We start from the raw sequence: 19,319 nt of genomic DNA, 5'->3' as shown, positions 1-19,319 counted from the left end.
ACAGCCTCGTGCAGTCCGTCGACGTGGAAAGGTGAGCGCCGCCATACGTCATCAGGGGCCTGCGCCCAGCTGAATCGAAGCGCCGCCAGCGCCCTGCGCTCCTCCTCGGTCATCGCAGGCCGATCGCCAGCTTGTGCCGCGCCTCTCCGCCGACCACGATCGCCGCCTCTCGTTCCGCCGCGTCGATGCGGCGGCGATGGCTCTCCGGCTCGAGTCGCACGTCCGGCGCATCGAGCATCCGGACCAGTGCCTCGTCGAGATCCACCTTCGGCACGTCGTCGAGTGAGGACCGGAGCGCGGTCAGGTTCACCCACTCACCCCGCTCCTCCGCCAGCGTGGCGTAGGTGGCCCGGATCCGGTCGGTCAGATCGGCAGGCGCCTCGATCACCGCACGGCCGTCGTCGGGTCGCATGCGTCCGGACCTGTTCTGCTGGGCGACCAGCGCGCCCCACAGCACCTTCTCCGCCGCCGAGCGCCGTGCGCCCTTCTCGACCCTGCCGTCGTCGACCTTCAGACTCGCGGCGAGAACCTTCCTCCCTCCCGCGGTGATGGTGTGCTGATAGCAGCCCCGCCGCTCCGAGACCACATATCCGTCCTTCTTGAGCTTCGCGTAGGGGGCTCCGACCAGCCTGACCTGGTAGAGCTCCTCCATGTCGTTGTTCGAGAGCTCGCGGTCCTCCGCGTCGAGGATGATCAGGAACGCGTATTCCGCCGGGGTCAGGTCGGCACTCATCAAAAGTCCTTTCGCCGTACGCCTAAGGGTTGGGTTTCGGGGGTGACGAGTTGCCCGTCCGCTTCCAGGCCGAAGGCCCGCAGGTGGATCAGCGACGGATGCTCGCGTGCCGTGTAGAGGGCGATCAGCTTCGCGGCCGCGCTGGGGGTGCCGGCGTCCAGCTCCGCCTTGAGGTTCTCCTCGTCGCGCAGGTCGAAGAACAACGTGCAGAGGTCCAGTGCCGCCCGGAGGCTGCCCTCGTCGGCCTTCTCCCGCAGCGCGCCGATCTCGAATCGTGCGTTCTCGCCGCGGGACGAGACACGACGCAGCTTGGGCAGACGCAGTTCGGCAGCCTCGTCCCCGGCACGAGCCCGGGCCATGAGCAGGTCCTCGTCGCCCCAGTCCACATACATGTCAGCCAGGGCCTCGGCCGCGAGCCGCTCGCCGCGATCGGCGCGATCGCGCAGTTCGCGGAGGCAGCCGCGATCGGCGAGAAGCTCGATCAGGCGTTCCGCCGCCAGCGCGTCGCCGTCGTCCGCGTCCCGCCTCAGGTCGTCGCAGACGCCGACGTCGGCCAGCAGCTCGGCGACCTCGTCGGAGAGGCCGCGGACGAAGGGCGGGCGGATGGCGTCCACCCGCTGCTGCAGCTTCGCGAGGTGAGCCAGTTTCGTCGCGACGAGCGGGCCGGCCGCCTCGTGATGCCGCAGGACCCGGACCGCCTCGATCAGACGGTCCTGACGAGTCAGGAGGTCGGCCAGCACCACCGCCGATTTGCTGTCGTCGAACTCATGGGCGAGCCGGTCCAGGGCGACCTCGGCGTAGCGGTACCGCAGGCGGGCGATGGCACTCTCGGCCAGGCGGCGCAGGTCCTCCGGGCTACGCAGCCGCGTCGCCAGCGTCTGCCAGGCCTCGTGGGGCACGGGCTCGGTACGGCGTACCCGGCGCAGGTGCTGGGCCAGGTAGTCGGCGACGGTGTAGCCGCCGAGGGTGCCGGCGCGGCCGGCGTCGACCGGGGACAACGCGGACACGTTGCCGTAGAGCGGCCGGGTGGCGTGCGGCATGGCCTCGTCCAGCCAGTGGTCAGTCGGAGCCACCCGCTCGCGCGAGGTCAGATAGCCGAACATGGCGCCGGTCAGCAGTTCCACGCTCAGGGGTGACTGCATGCCCAGGCGGTGGGCGTCGGCCGCGGCCGTGATGATCGCCTTCGCGTACGGCGTGGCCGCCTGCTCCCAGCACATCACCAGGCTCGGCCCGCCCGCGAGCACCTGGGTCATCCCGGCGTCCCGCGTCTCGAGGGCCCGGCGGATCCGGCCGTCGCGCCTGGCGACCTTGGCCGCCTCGGTCAACTCCGTCGGGCTCAGCCTGTCCGGGACGCTGATGGACACGGCTCGTTTCACCAGCTTCTGAACGTCCTCGCCGGTGGCCGTCCAATGGGCGTACTGATCCGGCCACAGCGTCCCCACCACCAGGTTGCCGTTCCGTTCCAGGGCCAGCACACACTCGGCGGTCAGCGGCGGGCTGCTGCCGAGGTAACGCTGGAGCTCGTCCAGCCAGAAGACGGTCCTTCGCGGCGGAGCGTTCTTGAGGTGGAGAAGATCGGCCGCGTCCGCCGGGAGCAGCAATCGCCAATCGGGGAAGTTCTCGCGCACCGCCTCATAGAGCGACCGCGTCTTACCGGAGGAGGAACCGCCGATCATGATGACGAAGGCACCGCGATCCGGGAGGTTCGCACCGAGGGTCAGCCGGAGCTTGAGATCGAAGTCGCGGGGTACGTACTTCGGCAGCTCGTCGTCGCCGGTCGGAGTCGGGATGGCGCTGTGGATGCCGAGATCGCGGGGAAGGACGCTCTCGAAACGATCGCCGAGAGCAGAGCCGTCGCGATCGTCCAAGAGCTGCGAGCGAGAGCCCCCACCGGAAAGCCACTCCCGTTCACGCACCCGCCATCGCCTCTTCTCAAGCCCTCGAATTCCGCAGAGAAAAGCCGCATCGTCCATTGATCATTGATCGGCAATGGTCCGAAGGCTACCCGAGGCAACATGGAGATCACCAGCAGATCGTCTTCGCAGAAATGGAAAGAAGGCCTCATTCATGAGGCCTGGCAATGATCGTTGATCGACTCACCGAGATGACGTTTGACCAGTTCAGAACGGATCGGGCCGGGGCGGAAGGATAAATGCGCGATCCACTCGAACCGGTGAACGGAAGGTTTGCGGAAGATCCGCAGAAGGAATGGTCGGCGGGGGTCAGGGAACGCCGGCCAGGCGGAGGAGGGCGGACGTCACGGCCGCGGCGATGACCACCACGACGAAGGGCAGGCGGCGCCAAGCCAGGAGGACGCCGACCAGGACGCCGGCCGGTCGGGCCACGCCCGCGAACGCGGCGCCCTCCATCAGCGCCGCCGTGACCGCCAGCGCCGCCAGCAAGGCGGTCGCCGCCAACGGCAGCAGGCGCTGGACCGAGTCGGGGAACTCGACGCGGTCGCGCAGCAGGACGCCGCCCAGGCGGATCAGGTAGGTGCCGACGGCCAGCACGATGATCGTCGCGAGCAGCATCAAGGGTCCTTCCGGCGGCGCGACGGCAGGAAGACCGCGGCCAGGCCGGCCAGGGCGCACAGGACCGGGAGGCCGGCGGGGACCACGGGGGTCAGCAGGACGGCGATCGCGGCGCCGGACAGGGCCACGCGGCGGGTGGTCCGGTCGCGCAGGGACGGCAGGATCAGGGCGATCAGACCCGCCGGAAACGCGGCGTCCAGGCCGAGCGTGGCGGGGTCGCCGGCCGCCCCGCCGAGGAGGACGCCGAGCAGGGTGCCGATGTTCCAGAAGGTGAAGAGCGTGACGCCGATCAGCCAGTAGGTGCGCCGGCGGCGGGACGGGTCCTGCTCGGCCAGGGTGAAGGCGACCACCTCGTCGGTCATCAGGTGGCTGCCGATCAGGCGGTCCCGCAGGCGCGGGCCGATCACCTCGGAAACCGTCAGGCCGAACGGCAGGTGGCGGGCGTTCAGCAGCAGGCCGGCGAAGATCGCGGCCACCGGGTTGCCCGCCGCGATCAGCCCGACCGCCAGGAACTGGGCGCCGCCGGCGAAGACCAGGGTGGACATGGCGAACGGAACCCAGGTCGGCAGGTCGTACGCGATGGTGATGGCCCCGAAGGAGGCGCCGACCGCGACCATGGCGGCGGCGATCGCGGCCGCGTCGCGCAGCAGGCGCCGGTCGGCGGGCGTCCGGCTGCTGGTCATGAAGTGTCGCCGGGCGAGGCGTAGAGGCGGGCGACCACATCCTCGATGTCCGGCTCGACCAGCGACAGGTCGCGGACCGACGCGGACGCCATCAGCGCGGCCACCGCCTCCGCGGCAGTCGTCGACTCCAGCGTGAACGACACCCGGTGACCGTCCGCCTCGCTGGCCACCAGCGACGCCCCGGCCAGCGTGAACGACGCCGGCAGCGGGGCGTCCAGGTCGGCCACCAGGCGGCGGCGGGAACCGTACCGGGCGTGCAGCGCCTCGATCGTGCCGTCGTGCACCACGTGACCGTGATCGATCACGACCAGGCGGCGGCACAGGCGCTCGATGTCGGCCAGGTCGTGCGTCGTCAGCATCAGCGTCACGTCGCCGCCCTGGCCCAGCTCGGCCAGGAAACCGCGCACCGCCTGCTTGCTGACCACGTCCAGGCCGATCGTCGGCTCGTCCAGGAACAACACGTCCGGGCCGTGCAACAGGGCCGCGGTGATCTCGCCGCGCATCCGCTGGCCCAGCGACAGCTGACGCACCGGCGTGTCCAGGAAGTCGTCCAGGTCGAGCAGCGAGCGGCACCGCGCGAGACGGGCGGCGTGGTCGGCGGCGGGCACCCGGTAAATATGCCTGAGCAGCGTGAACGACTCGTGCAGCGGCAGATCCCACCACAGCTGGGAACGCTGGCCGAAGACCACGCCGATGCGGCGGGCCAGCCTCGTCCGCTGTGGCACCGGCGTCAGGCCGCACACCCGGACGGTGCCCGCCGACGGGGTCAGGATGCCGGTCAGCATCTTCAGCGTCGTGGACTTCCCGGCGCCGTTCGGGCCGATGTAGCCGACCATCTCGCCCCGGTCCACGGTCAGGTCGATGCCGTCCACGGCGGCCACCGTGCGTTTTCGGCGGCGGAACCGGCCCGCGCGTACCCGTACGGTGAAATCTTTTTTGAGGTCGTGCATCTCGATGACGGTCATGATCCGGTGCTCCGGTAGTGGCGGACGCCGGCGCGCCAGACCAGCGCGGCGACGACGGCCGCGACGAGCGCGACCAGCGGTGAGAGATAGCCGGCCCAGGCGGGCAGGCCCAGGGGATCGGTCCGGCCGAGCAGCGCCAGCGCCGGCTGATAGGCCACAAAACCAAAGCCCAGCGCGTACGCGAAGACGGCGCGGAACCAGCCCGCATAGACCGGCACCGGGTACGACGTGAAGTCCCGCCCGCCGTAGGTGAACGCGCTGCCCAGCTCGCCCGAATCCACCCACCAGAAGGCCAGGCTGGCGCTCAGCACGAAGATCGCGCCGAAGAACACCAGCCCCGCCAGCGGGCTCAGCACGAGCAACGCCACCCGGCCCGGCGTCCAGTCGACGTCGTTCAGATGGATAGCCACGCCCAGCACGACCAGGGCGAGGACCACGCGCAGCGCCTTGCGAAACGGCAGATCCATGCACAACAACTGCCACAGGGAACCCAGCGGGCGCACCAGGATCACGTCCATCAGGCCGCTGCGCACGTACGTCTTGAGGTGGTCGACGTTGCCCACGAGCATGTCCGCCAGCGCGAAACCCAGCGACGAGAGGCTCGCCACCAGCAGCGCCTCGGCCAGCGAGAAGCCGGCCACCGACCGGTTCGCGCCGAACAGCACCAGCACGGTGGTGATGTCCAGTGCCGTCGTCATCGCGTTGCTGGACATCTCCACCAGGAACGACACCCGGTACGAGGCGATCGACCGGAACTGCCCGCCGATCAAGGCGCCGTACGCCCGGAGATCAGCCACCCTGAACCACCAGCTTGCTCTCGGCCCTCTTCTGGACGCGGGCGCAGGCGAACAACAGCCCCGCCGCCCACACCGCCTGCACCGCCACCAGACCGGCCTGCAGCGCCGGGCCGTCCCGCTCGGTCAGCACGTCCGCCGGGATCTGCAACATGCCGGCGAACGGCAGAGCCGCGTACAGCAGCACCGCCGCCCAGTCCGGCAGCAGCCGCAACGGGAAGTACAGCCCCGCCAGCACCCCCGACGCCAGCGTCCAGAGCCCGATCGGCCCGCGCGCGTCGTGCAGCCAGTAGGCGGTCGCGTTCACCAGGAACCGCCCCGCGAAGCTGACCAGCGTCCCCAGCACCACCGACACCAGGAACAGCGGGATCGTGCCGGCGCGATGAGGCACGTACAGCGGGAAGAAGATCGCGCCCACCACCATCGGCGGCACGAACCGGGTCAGCATGGCGTGCCCGAACCGCCCCAGATCCGCCGCCAGGTAACTGACCACCGGCGGGACCGGGCGCAACAGGTCGGCGGCCACCTCACCGGTCCGGATCCGGTCGGCCAGCTCCGTCCAGCCCCACATCCCCACCACGGTGATCAAACCCTGACCCACCCAGACGTACGTGGCCAGCTGCTCAGCGTCATATCCGGCGGCGAGCCCACCGGCCGTGGCGGCGGCGACGGCCAAAATCACGTAACACCGGAGGAAGCCGAAGACCACATTCGTGAAGGCACCGGCTATGGTGGCTTGCCGATAGGTGGACCAGCGCCGGAAGCCCGACCGAGCAAGTGCACCGAACGTGACCACGCCCTCCCTGGCGTCGAGCCGGTCCACGTCGATACGCTCCTTTCATACCCCCGCAGCGGAGCCGGGAGACTGTACCTCGGTGCCCCGGCTCGGCACCGCGCTTTTCCGACGAGGTGGAGCACGCCCGTGACAGAGCGTCGCCATGCGTCGGTGCACCAGCCGCCTGGTGCCCGATGAACGGCTGGAGCTCACACCTGGGCGCGGACCGCTGGGACGACGAGCCGGCCTGGCTGTACGAGATCACCTGGGAGTGGGAGCCGCTGCCCGGGCAGCGCTACCCGGGCGACCCCGGGCGCCGGCGGCGGGCTGTGCACACGCCGATCTACGAGGCGGGGCCGTACCCGCCGGAGCCCCAATCTCCCGCGCCCTACCCCGCGCCTCACCCGGCGTCGCCGCAGTCCGTCGCGCCTTACATCGCCGGGCCGAACTCGGCCTCGTCCCACCCCGCGGCGCCCCACTCGGCGGCGCCTTATCCCGTCGGGCCTCAGGCGCCGGGAGCGACTTCGCAGCGCCCGGGCGGGCGGGCGGTGCCGGGTCCGCGGCCGGCCTCCGAGGGTCAGCAGCGGCCCGAGTCGCGGGGGCCGCAGTGGAATGATCTTGTCGGGCCGGGCGGCGCCTCACCGCCTCGGCGTGGTGGGCCGCCTCCCGGGCAATACGGCCAGCCGCCTCAATACGGTCAACAGCCGCAGTACGGCCAGCCGCCCGCGCAATACGGGCAGCCGGGTGCTGATCGGCGTGCCGGGGCGCCGCAGCCTCGGCAGCCGCAGGACGGGAGCTACGGCTCTCCGCGGCCCTCTTCCGGTCCACCTGCGCGACCTTCCTCCGGGCCGCCGGCGGGCTACGGCTCAGCGCGACCCGCCTCCGCGCCGCCTGCCGGCTACGGCTCAGCGCGACCCGCCTCCGGGCCGCCGGTCGGTCATGAGCCTCCGGCCGGACCTGGGTCGGCACGGTCCGGGCCGCGGGCGGCGGACAATTCGCGGCCGGTGCCACAGGACGTGCGGCCGTCGTTCCGAGATGCGCCGCCGCCGGTGCAGGACATGCCGGCGCCGTTCTACGGACAATCTCAGCCGACGCAGCGGGACACCCGGCCCGGATCCGGATCCGGGCGGCCCCCATCGGCGCGTCCCGTCTCGGGCGGGACGCCACACCCCTACGACGGTCCGCGGCCCTATGTGTCGGGCGGCGCCGCTGCGACGCCGCGTGACGCACGGTCCGGCGAGGACGCGCGACCGGCCGGGTGGACGGATTCCGGCGCCGACCCGGCTTCGACGCTGGCCGGCCCGGAACGCAGGCAGCCTCCTCCGCCCAGCCGCCCGTCCTGGGACGCGCCCGCGTCTGCCTGGCAGCAGCGCGGCGCCGAGCCGGGCCGAAACCCGGCGGAAGCCCCCGCCTGGAACCGCGCCGCGCCGCCGCCGGAAACGACCTGGGCCGGACCTGCCGCACCGCCACCCGACACGACCTGGGCCGGTCCCTCCGCACCGCCACCCGACACGACCTGGGCCGGTCCCTCCGCACCGCCCCCCGACACGACGTGGACAGGGCCTGCCGCGCCGTCCCCCGACACGACCTGGGCCGGTCCCTCCCGCGAGTCGTCGGCCGCCTGGTCGGGCATCAGCGACCCCGCCCTGGGCGGCGCCGACCCCGGCGACACGTGGGCCGGCCAGGCCGATCCCGCGGACACCTGGGCCGGACCCGGCGACCCCGCCGACACGTGGGCCGGCCCCGGCTCACGCCCCGGACCGTCGGTGCGCACACCCGGATCCCACGTCTCCCCCGCCGACCAGCCGCCCACCTGGAACGTCCCCGGCGCCCGCCCGGCCAACGGACCCGGCCGGCAACCGTCCAGCATGGACCCGGCAGGGCCCTTCCCCGGGCAGCCCGCTCGCGGCACCCCCTGGAACTCGCCCTCCGCCGATCCGGCCAGCACCCTCGCCGGCGCGGACCCGCGCCCGGCATCGCTGGCGTCGCCGTTCAGCCCCGCGGCCGATCCGCGCTCCGCCCCGCCGGGCGCACGCCCCGGTTCGCCCCCGCCAACGGGCACGCGCCCCGGCACGCCTCCGCCAGCCCGCACGGCCCCACCGCCCGGCGCCCGCCCCGACGCTCCGCCCGCCACCCGTCCGGCCACGCCACCGCCAGCCGGTGCCCGGCCCGGCTCGCCCACGCCGCCCGACGCCCGCCCCGGCTCACCCACGCCCTTCGACGCCCGGCCCGGCGCGCCCACGCCACCCTTCGCCCGGCCCGGCTCGGCCACCGCGCCCGACGCCCGGCCCGGTACACCTCCGCCGGCCGGCATTCGGCCCACCACCCTTCCGCCGCCCGGCACTCGGCCGGGGGGCGCCGGCGCTCATCCCAGCGTGCCCGCGCCTGCCGGGAGCCGTCCCGCGTCACCCGCGCCCGGCACACCGCCACCGCCCGATAGCCGGCCCGACACCCTTGCGCCACCGAACACCGGCCCTCGCCCGGGGACACCCGCGCCATCCAGCGCCGGGCCGGCCAATCCGCCCGGCCTGTCGTGGGGCCCGGGCGGCTTCGTCACGCTCCCTGGATCACCGGCCCCGGCCGATGCCACCGCCCGTCGCTCCGGGCCGCCGACCTGGGATCCCCCCAGCGCGGTCTCCGGCCCGCCCGCACCGCGCAACCCTGCCAGCACGGTCTCCGGCCCACCCGCACCGCGCAACCCTGCCGGAGCGGTCTCCGGCCCGCCCGCACCGTTCTCAGCACCACCCGCTGCCTGGGATGCGACCTCGGACCCGGCCAGCACCTTGGCCGGTCCGGCGAAGCGCGGCGTTTGGGACGCACCGGATTCCGACCCTTCGGACACCCTGGCCGGCGCGCCCTCCGCCGAAGCCACCGCCCCGGTCACCGCCCCGCCCGTGATCGAGGGCGAAGTAGTCTCCGCGGACCTCGAAACCCGCCGGGAACCGACCTGGTCTCCCCCGGCTGCGCGCGTCCCGCTCTCCGAACCGCTGGCCTACCAGCCACCCGCACCGGCCCGCCCGCAGTCACCGGCTCCCACCCCGACCTCCGGCGCGCCCACCTCAAGCGCCCGAACCGCCGCTGCCCCGACATCGAGCGTCCCTGCCTCCGGAGTGCCGATCTCCGGGGCGCCGACGTCCGGGATACCGACGTCCGGGATACCGATCTCTGCCGCGCCGATCTCTGCCGCGCCGATCTCCGGAACGCCGATCTCCGGAACGCCGGTCTCCGGAATGCCGGTCTCTGCCGCGCCGGTCTCCGGTTCGTCGGTCTCGGGGATCCCGGCGGATGACGAGGACGGCGAGCAGCGCGGGCTTGGCTGGCTCCTGAAGATGAGCGGTCTCGGCGCCGAGACCACAGAGCCCGAGGCCGACGAGACACCAGTTTCGCCCGCCGCGGTCGAGGCACCGGTCGAGGAGGAAGAGCCGGCCGAGGACGAAGACCGGCCGACCTGGTTCGAACCGAACACCGACGCTCGGATGCAGCGGCCCGCCTCGCTGGCGGACAAGACCTTCCCACCCGACCGGGAAGACGCCCCCGAAATCGACGACAATGCCAGCGCAACGTCCAAGTCCGATGCCGCGGGCGAGGCCACCGGCGAGGAGACGTCCGCACCGGCCGAGGTCCACGACACCGCGCCGGAGTCCGACGATCGGCTCGGAGAGGTCGACACCGAGCCCGAACAAGACGCCACAGCGATCGAGCCAGGCGGCAAGACCGCGACCGAGGCCGGCGAGCAGGATCGGGCGCCGGACGAGACGGCGGACCCCGAAGACGACAGCCCGGAGCCGACGGCCGATCGCCACAAGGCCGAGACGGACGACGCGGACGTGCCGGAGTCCGGTGTGGACGCCACCGCAAAGGACGCTGCCGCCGACACCGCGAAGGACGACACCGCGAAGGACGAGCCCGCGAAAGGCGAGACCGCGGAGGACAAGCCCGGCGACGCCGCGGCGGACGGGCCCGGCGACACAGCGAAGGACGAGCCCGGTGACGCGGCGGAAGAGCCGGCCGACACCTCCACCGAGGATGAGGCCATTGCGGCGGATGCCGGGGAGCGGCTGGCCGCTGCCGTGACCGGGGCGGCCGCCGTGGCCGTGACCACCGATTCCGCCCGGAATGTAGGGCAGCCACCGGTGGACCCACGCAGCCGGCTGGTGGATCCCGAGCAGGTACTGTCCGCGTACCCATTCAGGTTTAAACCGGGCACCCTGCGCGAGATAGCCGACCACCCGGACCAGCTCCGGGCCGTTCGTGATCGGCTGACCGACAAGCTGGAGTACGCCGAGCGCGACTCGATCCGTGCCCGGCTGCTGAGCTTGCGGGCCGTCGTGTCGCGGGTGCTCGGGGATCTGGACTTCGCGCTGGCCGATGGGCGGGCGGCGCTGGAACACGCGGAACGGACCGGTGAGCTGCGGCGGACCGCGATGGTGCAGGCCCGGCTGGCGAACGTGTTGCGGTGGCGGGGGGATTTCGCGGAGGCGGACCGGCTGTTCGAGGACGCGAACTCGCCGGAGTTGCCGGATCGGCTGCGGGCGGAGATCGCCGAGCTGGCGGGGCGGTCGGCGTTCGAGCAGGACCGCTACCTGGAGGCGATGAACCGGTTCGAGGAGGCCCTGGACCTGCGGCGCGGCGAGGATCCGGAGCGGGCCGAGGTGGCGCTGGACCTGGTCCTGGCCGAGATCCGGTTGCACGGCTGGGGTCCGTACGCGCGGACGTCGGACGAGATCATGGGGCGGCCGGCGCCGGAGCCGCTGGAGACGGGCGAGACGTGGGCGCTGGCGCAGGGTTACGCCGAGGGGCTGGCCTGGGCGCGGCGTCCGGGCAAGTGGGCGTGGGAGCTGGTCGACGCCGAGGGCCGGACCGTGATCGACGGGAACGCCGGGTATGTGCAGGCGCGGCCGTTCAGTGAGGGTCTGGCCTGGGTGTCGCGGGATCCGGTCGGTGGGTGGTTCGCGATCGATGCGCGCAACCGGCTGGTGGTTCCGGGCGGGTTCGAGGACGTGATGCCGTTCCGGAACGGGGTCGCGGCGGTCAAGGCCGGCGGGTGGGGTGCTGTCGACCGGTACGCGCGACCGGTGGTGCAGCCCCGCTACCGGCGTTTCGCGACGGTGCTGACCGGCGGGCAGCCGGTGGACGGCTTCACGCGGGAGGGGCTGGCGATCGTGGACGCCGGCGACCGGCTGGGTGTGGTGGACCGCCGCGGGCAGCTGGTCGTGGCCCCGGTGCATCCGGCGCTGGTGATCCACCCGGTGGCGTTCCTGATCGCCGACCGGAACGGCCGGTGGGGCGCCCTGGACCGGGAGGGTGAGCCGCTGATCGAGCCGGTGCACCGTTCGGAGGCGGACGTGGTGGATGCGATCGAGGAGCTGTTGGCCGACACCCGGCCCGTAATGTAAGAGGCATGGAACATCGTCATCTCGGCCGCTCCGGCCTTCTGATCAGCGAGATCGCCTACGGCAACTGGATCACCCACGGCTCCCAGGTGGAGGAGGACGCCGCGACCGCCTGTGTGCGGGCCGCGCTCGACCTGGGCATCACGACGTTCGACACCGCGGATGTCTATGCGGGCACCCGCGCCGAGGCGGTGCTCGGCCGCGCGTTGCAGGGTCAGCGTCGTGAGGGTCTGGAGATCTTCACCAAGGTGTACTGGCCGACCGGTCCCGGGCCGAACGACCGCAGCCTGTCCCGCAAGCACATCATGGAGTCGATCAACGGGTCGCTGCGCCGGCTGCAGACCGACTACGTCGATCTCTACCAGGCGCACCGCTACGACTACACGACGCCGCTCGAGGAGACGATGCAGGCGTTCGCCGACATCGTGCACGGCGGCAAGGCCCTGTACATCGGCGTCTCCGAGTGGACGGCGTCGGAGATCCGGGCCGGGTGGGAACTCGCCCAGGACCTGAAGATCCAGCTGGTGTCGAACCAGCCGCAGTACTCGATGCTGTGGCGGGTCATCGAGGCCGAGGTGGTGCCGACGTCGATCGAGCTGGGCATCGGCCAGGTGGTCTTCTCGCCGATCGCGCAGGGCGTGCTGACCGGCAAGTACCAGCCGGGCAAGCAGCCGCCGGCGGGTTCCCGGGCAACCGACGACAAGTCGGGCGCCAACTTCATCTCCCGGCTGATGACCGACGAGGTGCTGACCACCGTGCAGGGCCTGAGGCCGCTCGCCGAGCAGGCCGGCCTGACGATGGCGCAGCTGGCGGTGGCGTGGGTCCTGCAGAACCCGAACGTCTCGGCGGCGATCGTCGGCGCGACCCGTCCGGAGCAGCTCGAGGACAACGTGAAGGCGTCCGGGGTGAAGCTGGACGACGACCTGATCAAGGCGATCGACCAGGTCACTCAGTCGATCGCCGAGTTCGACCCGGCGAAGACGGTCAGCCCGCCGAAGCGGCCCTGATCTACAGCCAGTCCTGCCAGAAGCGCATGAGCTCGAAGCCGGTGGAGGACAGCGCCGGTGACACGCCGATGGCTTCACTGATCCAGTAGATGAACGTGAAGAAGTACTTGTTGATCTCGGACTGCCAGAGCAGCACGAAGAGCAGCATGAATCCGTACGGGGCGAAAAGGTTGTAGGCCCGCTGGTAGGGCGGGCTCAGCCACGGCTGCAGGATGTTCCCGCCGTCCAGACCGGGTACGGGCACGAGATTGAGCACGCTGGCGGTGATCTGCAGCACCGCCAGCAGTGCGATCGCCGACCAGAACTCGAGATGGTTCGCGTCGCCGACCAGGGTGTTGCCCTCGATCTGCGGGCCGAACCCGGCCAGGAACGGCACGGCGAGCACCAGGGCGAACAGCACGTTGGTGAACGGGCCCGCCGCGCTGATCAGGGACAGCTTGGCCTTGCTGCCGATGTGCTGGTGGTTGACCCAGACGGCGCCGCCGGGCAGGCCGATGCCGCCGAGCACCACGGCCACGATCGGCAGCGCGATGGACAGCAGTGGGTGGGTGTACTTCAGCGGGTTGAGCCGCAGGTAGCCGCGTTCGGCCACCTCGTGGTCGCCGGAGAAGAAGGCGACGATCGCGTGCGCGTACTCGTGCAGGCACAGCGAGACCAGCCACCCGCAGATGACCAGCAGGAAGACGTCGACCCGGACGTTGCCGAAGCCGGTCCACGTCATCCAGCCGCTGACCACGGTGAGCGCGAGAATGCCGACGAAGACCGGGCTGGGCACGAACGCGTTGCGCGGCGCCTGCCGGCGGGCGGCCTGGAACTCGGTCATTCGGCCGGGAGCAGGCTCATGTCGTAGTCGACCCGGTCATCCTCGACCAGCACGACCTTGGTGATCCCAGCGGTGGCGAGAGCACGCCACTCCTGGCCGATCCAGGACTCGGCATCTGCCTGGCTGCTGAACGTCTCGGCCGGACCCGCAACCGGCCCGTCGACACCCTCGTACCGCCAACTCCACGGCATGCGCCGCCCCCTTTGTCTACTCGCTGCAAGGCGGCTCCCACCCTACGGCGTCCTCCTGTGCGTCCTCGCCTAGGCCAAGTTTCACATTTGCCTCGCGCCGAACCGCCTCGCAAGCGAATTTGAAACAAGGCCTAAGGTACGAGGCATGTCCGTTGATCGGTGGAACACCGCGCTGGTGCTCGGGGGCATCCGTTCCGGCAAGTCCGCGTTCGCCGAGGAGCTGGTGGCCGACGCGGCCTCGGTTCACTACGTGGCGACCGCGGCGGGCGCCGAGGACGACCCGGAGTGGATGGGTCGCATCGAGGCGCATCAGCGGCGCCGCCCACAGACCTGGTCCACCGAGGAGACCGCCGGCGACCCGGCGCGGCTGGCCCAGGTGCTGGCCGAGGCGAAACCGGACGACACGCTGCTCATCGACGATCTGGGCGGCTGGGTGGCGACGCTGCTCGACCCGGCGAACCAGCCACAGGACGACGTGGCGATGGTGGCCGCCCTCGCCGACGCGCTGCGCGCGTGCGCGGGCCGGGTGGTGCTGGTGAGCCCCGAGGTGGGTCTGTCGCTGGTTCCGGCGACGCCGGTCGGTCGCGCTTTCGCTGACGCGTTGGGTACGACGAACCAGGCGCTCGCCGCGGCGGTGGATCGGGTCGCTCTGGTCGTGGCGGGCCAGCACACCTGGATCAAGGCGGTTGCGCCTCGTTCCCGCCCGGCCGGGACGATCGTCGCGGCGCCGGCCGTTGAGGAACCGGCCGCCCCGGAGCTCCTGGTCGCCTCCGATCTCCCTGCCGATTCGGACATCGTTTTCGAGCCCGGCATGGACTTGCCGATGCCCGATCAGGACGCCGGCCCCGACGCGCACGACCGGCTCGCCACCCTCGACCTCCCCGGCGCCGGGCTCGGCCCGCTGGGCGAGGCGATCGAGTTCGCCGCCGCCACCCAGCAGACCGTGACACCGCAGCCCTGGTCCGCGGTCCGGGTGCTGCTGCTGGCCGGTTCGCACGCGGGCGGCGCGGGCGCCGGTTCCGATCCGGCCGACGCTGTCCGGCGGATCGCCGAGGCCGAGGCGGGCACGGGCCCGCTGATCCGGCTGGCCGGTCAGGCCGGTGCCGACGTGGCGGTGATCCGCGCGGCCGGCTCCGGCGCGATGGAGGACGGCCCGGTTCTGGACGCCGACGCGGTGCAGGCGGCGCTGCGGCACGGCTGGCAGCTCGCCGAGGCGGCCCGCGCCGACGGCAAGGACGCGCTGGTGATCGCCGCGTGCGGCACGGGCGTCGAGGCGGCCGCCGCCGCGGTGCTGTCGGCCACCACGGGCGCCGAGCCGGTGGCCGTGCTCCCCCGGGTGCTGTCGCCCGGCGGCACCATCGACGACAACGCCTGGATGGTGCGCTGCGCCGCCGTCCGGGACGCGCTGCACCGCATCCGCAAGGAGTCGCGCGGCGCTTTGGACATCCTGGCCCAGATCGGCGGCGCGGACGTGGCCGTGGCGGCCGGCGCCCTGCTCGGCGCCGCGGCGCACCGCCTGCCGGTCCTGCTCGACGGCCCGCTCGGCATCGCGGCCGGTCTGGTCGCCCGGGACCTGGGCAGCCAGATCCGGCACTGGTGCCTGCTGCCCGACGCGGGCACGTCCGAGCTGGTCAAGCAGGGCGCGGACGTGCTCGGCCTGACTCCGGTCACGCACCTCGGCCTGGATCTGGGCGAGGGCCTGAACGCGCTCACCGCGCTGCCGGTCCTGCGCACCGCGATCGGCCTGGCCGCCTCCCTGCCGGTCCACCCGGCGCTGCTCGCGGGCCACGACGCCGCTCCCGAAGCCGAAGGATCCGCCTCTCTCGAGGGCGACGAAGAGGACGCTTGAACGGCCTCCGGCTGGCGCTGACCACCCTGACTGTCCTCCCGCTTCGGCCCGGTGAGGTCGACCGGCGCTCAGCCGGCGTGGCCATGAGCGTGGCCCCCCTGGTCGGCCTGCTGCTCGGCGTGGTCCTGGCCGGGGTGCTGTGGCTGCTCTCCGGCACACCGCCGCTGGTGGCCGGCGGCGTGACGGTGGCCGTGGCGGTGCTGCTCACCCGAGGCCTGCACCTGGACGGCCTGGCCGACACGGTCGACGCCCTCGGCTCCTACCGCCGAGGCGCCGAGGCCTTGGACATCATGAAGAAGCCGGACATCGGCCCGTTCGGCGTGGCCGCGATCGCCCTGACCCTGCTGGTGCAGGCCGCCGCGATCACCCCGGTAGCCGCCGTGGTCGCCTGGACCGCGGGCCGCGCCGCGTTGCCGCTGGCCTGCCGCCGCGGGGTGCCGCCGGCCCGCGCTGAAGGTCTGGGCGCGATGGTCGCGGGCACGGTGCCGGCGCCCGTGGCGGCGGCGATCGCGGTCACCGTCGCGGTCGCGGCCTGGTGGGCGGTGCCGGGCCGTCCATGGCAGGGCCCGGCCGCGGTGCTCGCCGCCCTGCTCGTCGTGGTCCTTCTCCTGCACCACGCGGTACGCCGCTTCGGCGGCGTCACGGGCGACGTCCTCGGCGCCTGCGTCGAGCTGGCCACCACGCTCACCCTGGTCGGGCTGGCCCTCTGACCGGGTCAGAGGGCGCCGGAGGTCAGGCGGAGGGTGAAGCCGTCCGGTGACGTCTCGGCGGTGACGTTGTCGCAGGACTGGTGGACGATCCACAGCCCGCGCCCGCCGACGGAACGGTCCGTGGCGGGCAGCAGACCGGCGAACGGGTCCTTCGGGCCGGGACCGGCGTCGCTGACAGCCACCACGACGCGTCCGGCGCCCGACCAGACCCGCAGGCCGACCGGCGGCTGGCCGTGCACCAGCGCGTTGGTCACCGACTCGCTCACCGCCACCACCAGGTCCTCCAGGGCGTCCTCGCCGAGGATGCCGACCGCCGCGGCGCGGACCGCGGAGCGTGCCGCGGCCGGGGTGGGCGCGGCGAGGTGGGCGAACGGCCGGGTCGACTCCAGCGGGTCGGGGTCGGCCTTCCAGGGCTCGCTCAGGTAGCCGATCGGGTCGAGGTAGGTGGGGCTGGGCTCGTGGGTGCCGTCCGGGCGGGCGGTGCGCGGGTGGGTGCGGGCGACCTCGGTGAGCATGTCCGACGGTGTGGTCCGCTGGTCGTACACGCAGATGCTCCACAGCGGGAAGTCGTTGTACGCGTGGTTGATGGCCGCCTCGTAGCGTGCCCACGCCGGCCCGGAGGGCACCCCGCCGACGATCCGGATCTGCGGCGCCCCGGTGGCGGCGTGCTCGGCCAGCAACCGGCGGTAGGAGCGGATCGCGGCGGTGGGCCGGGAGTAGACGGCGCCGCCGGCCAGGTATTCGACGCCGGAGCCGGCCGGCATCGCCGAGCGGACCAGGCCGGCGGACCGCTCGTCGAGGGTCACCAGGCTGGGCTCGCCCGCCTCGCGGCCCTCGGTCAGGAACGGCACGGCCACGGCCAGCAGTTCCTCGTCGGACGAGTAGCACAGGGAGGTGTGGAAGTAGCCCTCGTGGCCCGCCGCGGCGCCGCTCCTCATCGGGCGGCCTCCACGCGCAGCCGGGACAGGCCGAGCATGTCCGCGAGGCGTTTGACGCCGCCGTTCGCGTCCCGCAGCACGACCGTGATGCCCCGGTCGTCGGCGTACCGCTCGATCCGCAGCAACGCGCCGTGGTCGGCGAAGCGCAGGCCGCTCGCCTGCAGGACGACCTCGTCGGCCGGGGGCAGGTCGGCCCGGTCGAGGGTCGTGGTGAGCAGGTCGTAGGCGTGCAGGTCGAGCTCGCCGGTGAGCGCGGCGCTGCCCTCGGCCGGCGGGCAGGCGTGCAGCTGGAAGGGGACCCTGGCGTCGGCCCTGGAGTGCATGCAGGCGAGCTCGGCGATCGCGGCGTCGCCGAGGTCGGCGCGGTCGTAGGCGCATATCGCGGTGTACGGGTGGTCCGGGATGTAGCGGTCGATCAGGTATTCGTACCGGGCGAAGGCGTCGCGTTGCTCGGGGGTGCGCACCAGCGAGGTCACGTCGGCGACCACCCGCAGGCCGGTGTACCCGGTCGCCACGGCGTCCTCGGTCGCCGCCGCGTAGACGGCCACCTGCGCGTGCGGGTCGATGACGACACCCTCCGGATAACGGTCGCCGAGCGGCAGCCACGGCAGCGGCACGGTGGGTTCCTCGGCCGCGATGTACCTGGTCAGCTCGCCCGTCGCCGCGCCGGCGGCGAGGAACTCGCGGGCGCGCGCCTCCAGGTCGGCACGGTTGTCGAAGGCGAGGCAGACATGCCCGGCGCCTCGCCCCGGGTCGCGAATCACCAGCCCAGCATAAGCCTCGCCGACCACCGTCGAAGAAGGCGAGGAGGGACGCCGGGTCTGCGCGTTCACCGCACCGCGGTAACCGCTGTCAGCGCACCGAGGTGTCCACGAACGGCGGCTTGACCAGGGTGGCCTCGGCGCGGCGGCCACGGATGTCGATCTCCACGGTGTCCCCGTCGGACAGCCCGGCGGCCGTGTCGATCAGGGCCAGGGCGATGCCCACTCTCTTCGTCGGCGAGAAGGTGCCGCTGGTGGTCTCCCCGACGGCGTTCTCCCCGGCGTACACGGTCATGTGGCCCCGCGGAATGCCGCGACCGGTCAGCTCGAGCCCGCGCAGCACCCGCCTCGGACCTTCGGCCTTCTCCGCCTGCAGGGCGGAGCGGCCCCAGAACTCCGGCTTGGACCAGCCGACCGCCCAACCCGCGCGGGCCTGGACCGGGCTGATGTCGAGGCTGAGCTCCTGCCCGTGCAGCGGGTAGCCCATCTCGGTGCGCAGCGTGTCCCGGGCGCCGAGGCCGCACGGCCGCACGCCGGCCTCGACCAGCCTGTCCCACAGCGGCCCGGCGTCCGCCCACGGCACGACCAGCTCGTAGCCCTGCTCGCCGGTGTAGCCGGTGCGGCACACCACCAGCTTCTCCTCGGCGTGGAACGACATGTACTCATGGCCGATGGGCAGGCCCAGTGCCCGCACCGCTTCCTCGGACGCGGGGCCCTGCACGGCCAGGATCGCGAAGCTGGTGTGCTCGTTGGTCACGTTGACGCCCTCGGGCGCGGCGGCGGCGAGCCGGGCGACCACCTCGGCGGTGTTGGCAGCGTTCGGGATGAGGAAGACGTCCTCGTCGCTGAACAGGTAGGCGATCAGGTCGTCGACCACGCCGCCGGACTCATCGCAGCACATCGTGTACTGCGCTTTGCCGGGCTTGATCCGGCCCAGGTCGTTGGTCAGGCAGCGGTTGACGAACTCCGCCGCCCCGGGCCCGACGACCGCCGCCTTGCCCAGGTGCGACACATCAAAGACCCCGGCTTGCGTACGCACGGCCGTGTGCTCCTTGATGACGCCGCCCCCGGCGTACTCCAGCGGCATCTCCCAGCCGCCGAATTCGGCGAGCTTCGCGCCGAGCTGGAGGTGCCGATCGTGTAGTGGTGAGCGCTGGAGCATGGAC

Annotated in this window: 18 protein-coding genes; 5 read left to right on the top strand and 13 right to left on the bottom strand. The window is 72.6% G+C overall.

What is annotated here, in order from left to right:
• Positions 1-109 precede the first annotated feature (109 nt).
• The 8 genes from QSK31_RS02895 to QSK31_RS48755 form a co-directional block, all read right to left on the bottom strand.
• Positions 110-733, bottom strand: coding sequence for a hypothetical protein (locus QSK31_RS02895; protein WP_285680649.1), 624 nt, complete (start codon positions 731-733; stop codon positions 110-112).
• Positions 733-2,601 (bottom strand): hypothetical protein, encoded by a 1,869-nt coding sequence (locus tag QSK31_RS02890; protein WP_285680647.1) that lies wholly within the window; start codon positions 2,599-2,601, stop codon positions 733-735. The genes QSK31_RS02895 and QSK31_RS02890 overlap by 1 nt, the downstream gene beginning before the upstream one ends.
• A 354-nt stretch (positions 2,602-2,955) precedes the next feature.
• On the bottom strand, positions 2,956-3,264 hold the full coding sequence (locus QSK31_RS02885; RefSeq protein ID WP_285680646.1) for an AzlD domain-containing protein: 309 nt from the start codon (positions 3,262-3,264) through the stop codon (positions 2,956-2,958).
• Positions 3,264-3,947 carry an AzlC family ABC transporter permease gene (locus QSK31_RS02880; RefSeq protein WP_285680644.1) on the bottom strand — a complete coding sequence of 228 codons (684 nt, stop codon included), beginning with the start codon at positions 3,945-3,947 and terminating at the stop codon, positions 3,264-3,266. Before QSK31_RS02880 ends, QSK31_RS02885 begins: the two co-directional genes overlap by 1 nt.
• Positions 3,944-4,912, bottom strand: coding sequence for an ABC transporter ATP-binding protein (locus tag QSK31_RS02875; protein ID WP_285680643.1), 969 nt, complete (start codon positions 4,910-4,912; stop codon positions 3,944-3,946). Before QSK31_RS02875 ends, QSK31_RS02880 begins: the two co-directional genes overlap by 4 nt.
• Complete coding sequence (locus tag QSK31_RS02870; protein WP_285680641.1) at positions 4,909-5,709, bottom strand: ABC transporter permease; 801 nt, start codon at positions 5,707-5,709, stop codon at positions 4,909-4,911. The genes QSK31_RS02875 and QSK31_RS02870 overlap by 4 nt, the downstream gene beginning before the upstream one ends.
• A complete protein-coding gene (locus QSK31_RS02865) occupies positions 5,702-6,529 on the bottom strand; it encodes an ABC transporter permease (protein ID WP_285680639.1) in 828 nt (275 codons plus the stop codon). The genes QSK31_RS02870 and QSK31_RS02865 overlap by 8 nt, the downstream gene beginning before the upstream one ends.
• A gap of 1,141 nt (positions 6,530-7,670) precedes the next feature.
• Entirely contained in the window at positions 7,671-8,795 is a 1,125-nt protein-coding gene (locus QSK31_RS48755; protein ID WP_352244350.1) for a hypothetical protein, read from the bottom strand.
• Positions 8,796-9,014: 219 nt separating this feature from the next.
• Here QSK31_RS48755 and QSK31_RS48750 point away from each other — a divergent pair, with 219 nt between their 5' ends.
• From QSK31_RS48750 to QSK31_RS02855, 3 genes are read left to right on the top strand one after another with little or no spacing between them, the layout of a single operon-like run.
• Complete coding sequence (locus tag QSK31_RS48750) at positions 9,015-9,770, top strand: pentapeptide repeat-containing protein (RefSeq protein WP_352244349.1); 756 nt, start codon at positions 9,015-9,017, stop codon at positions 9,768-9,770.
• Positions 9,712-11,877 carry a WG repeat-containing protein gene (locus QSK31_RS48745; protein WP_352244348.1) on the top strand — a complete coding sequence of 722 codons (2,166 nt, stop codon included), beginning with the start codon at positions 9,712-9,714 and terminating at the stop codon, positions 11,875-11,877. The genes QSK31_RS48750 and QSK31_RS48745 overlap by 59 nt, the downstream gene beginning before the upstream one ends.
• A 5-nt stretch (positions 11,878-11,882) precedes the next feature.
• On the top strand, positions 11,883-12,881 hold the full coding sequence (locus tag QSK31_RS02855) for an aldo/keto reductase family protein (protein ID WP_285680635.1): 999 nt from the start codon (positions 11,883-11,885) through the stop codon (positions 12,879-12,881).
• Position 12,882: 1 nt separating this feature from the next.
• Here the strand turns inward: QSK31_RS02855 and QSK31_RS02850 are convergent, their stop codons facing one another.
• Together QSK31_RS02850 and QSK31_RS02845 are read right to left on the bottom strand one after the other, a co-directional pair.
• Positions 12,883-13,704, bottom strand: a complete 822-nt coding sequence (locus QSK31_RS02850; protein ID WP_285680634.1) for a site-2 protease family protein — start codon at positions 13,702-13,704, stop codon at positions 12,883-12,885.
• Positions 13,701-13,895 (bottom strand): hypothetical protein, encoded by a 195-nt coding sequence (locus QSK31_RS02845; RefSeq protein WP_285680633.1) that lies wholly within the window; start codon positions 13,893-13,895, stop codon positions 13,701-13,703. Before QSK31_RS02845 ends, QSK31_RS02850 begins: the two co-directional genes overlap by 4 nt.
• Before the next feature lie 145 nt (positions 13,896-14,040).
• Here QSK31_RS02845 and QSK31_RS02840 point away from each other — a divergent pair, with 145 nt between their 5' ends.
• Entirely contained in the window at positions 14,041-15,744 is a 1,704-nt protein-coding gene (locus QSK31_RS02840) for a bifunctional adenosylcobinamide kinase/adenosylcobinamide-phosphate guanylyltransferase (RefSeq protein WP_285680632.1), read from the top strand.
• Entirely contained in the window at positions 15,741-16,454 is a 714-nt protein-coding gene (cobS, locus tag QSK31_RS02835) for an adenosylcobinamide-GDP ribazoletransferase (protein ID WP_285680631.1), read from the top strand. The genes QSK31_RS02840 and cobS overlap by 4 nt, the downstream gene beginning before the upstream one ends.
• Positions 16,455-16,459: 5 nt before the next feature.
• Here cobS and QSK31_RS02830 read toward each other — a convergent pair whose 3' ends face one another.
• The 3 genes from QSK31_RS02830 to gcvT all read right to left on the bottom strand — a co-directional run bounded on the left by QSK31_RS02830 (position 16,460) and on the right by gcvT (position 19,315).
• The gene (locus tag QSK31_RS02830; protein ID WP_285680629.1) at positions 16,460-17,392 is read right to left on the bottom strand and encodes an anti-sigma factor RsbA family regulatory protein; all 933 of its coding nucleotides are present in this window, start codon (positions 17,390-17,392) and stop codon (positions 16,460-16,462) included.
• Entirely contained in the window at positions 17,389-18,156 is a 768-nt protein-coding gene (locus tag QSK31_RS02825; RefSeq protein WP_285680628.1) for an MEDS domain-containing protein, read from the bottom strand. Before QSK31_RS02825 ends, QSK31_RS02830 begins: the two co-directional genes overlap by 4 nt.
• An 88-nt stretch (positions 18,157-18,244) precedes the next feature.
• Positions 18,245-19,315 carry a glycine cleavage system aminomethyltransferase GcvT gene (gcvT, locus tag QSK31_RS02820; RefSeq protein WP_285680626.1) on the bottom strand — a complete coding sequence of 357 codons (1,071 nt, stop codon included), beginning with the start codon at positions 19,313-19,315 and terminating at the stop codon, positions 18,245-18,247.
• Positions 19,316-19,319: the final 4 nt, after the last annotated feature.

This window comes from Actinoplanes sp. NBRC 103695 (genome assembly GCF_030269485.1).
GTDB lineage: Bacteria > Actinomycetota > Actinomycetes > Mycobacteriales > Micromonosporaceae > Actinoplanes.
Note: the sequence above shows the minus strand (reverse complement) of the source record. Positions and strands in the feature narration are given on the sequence as shown.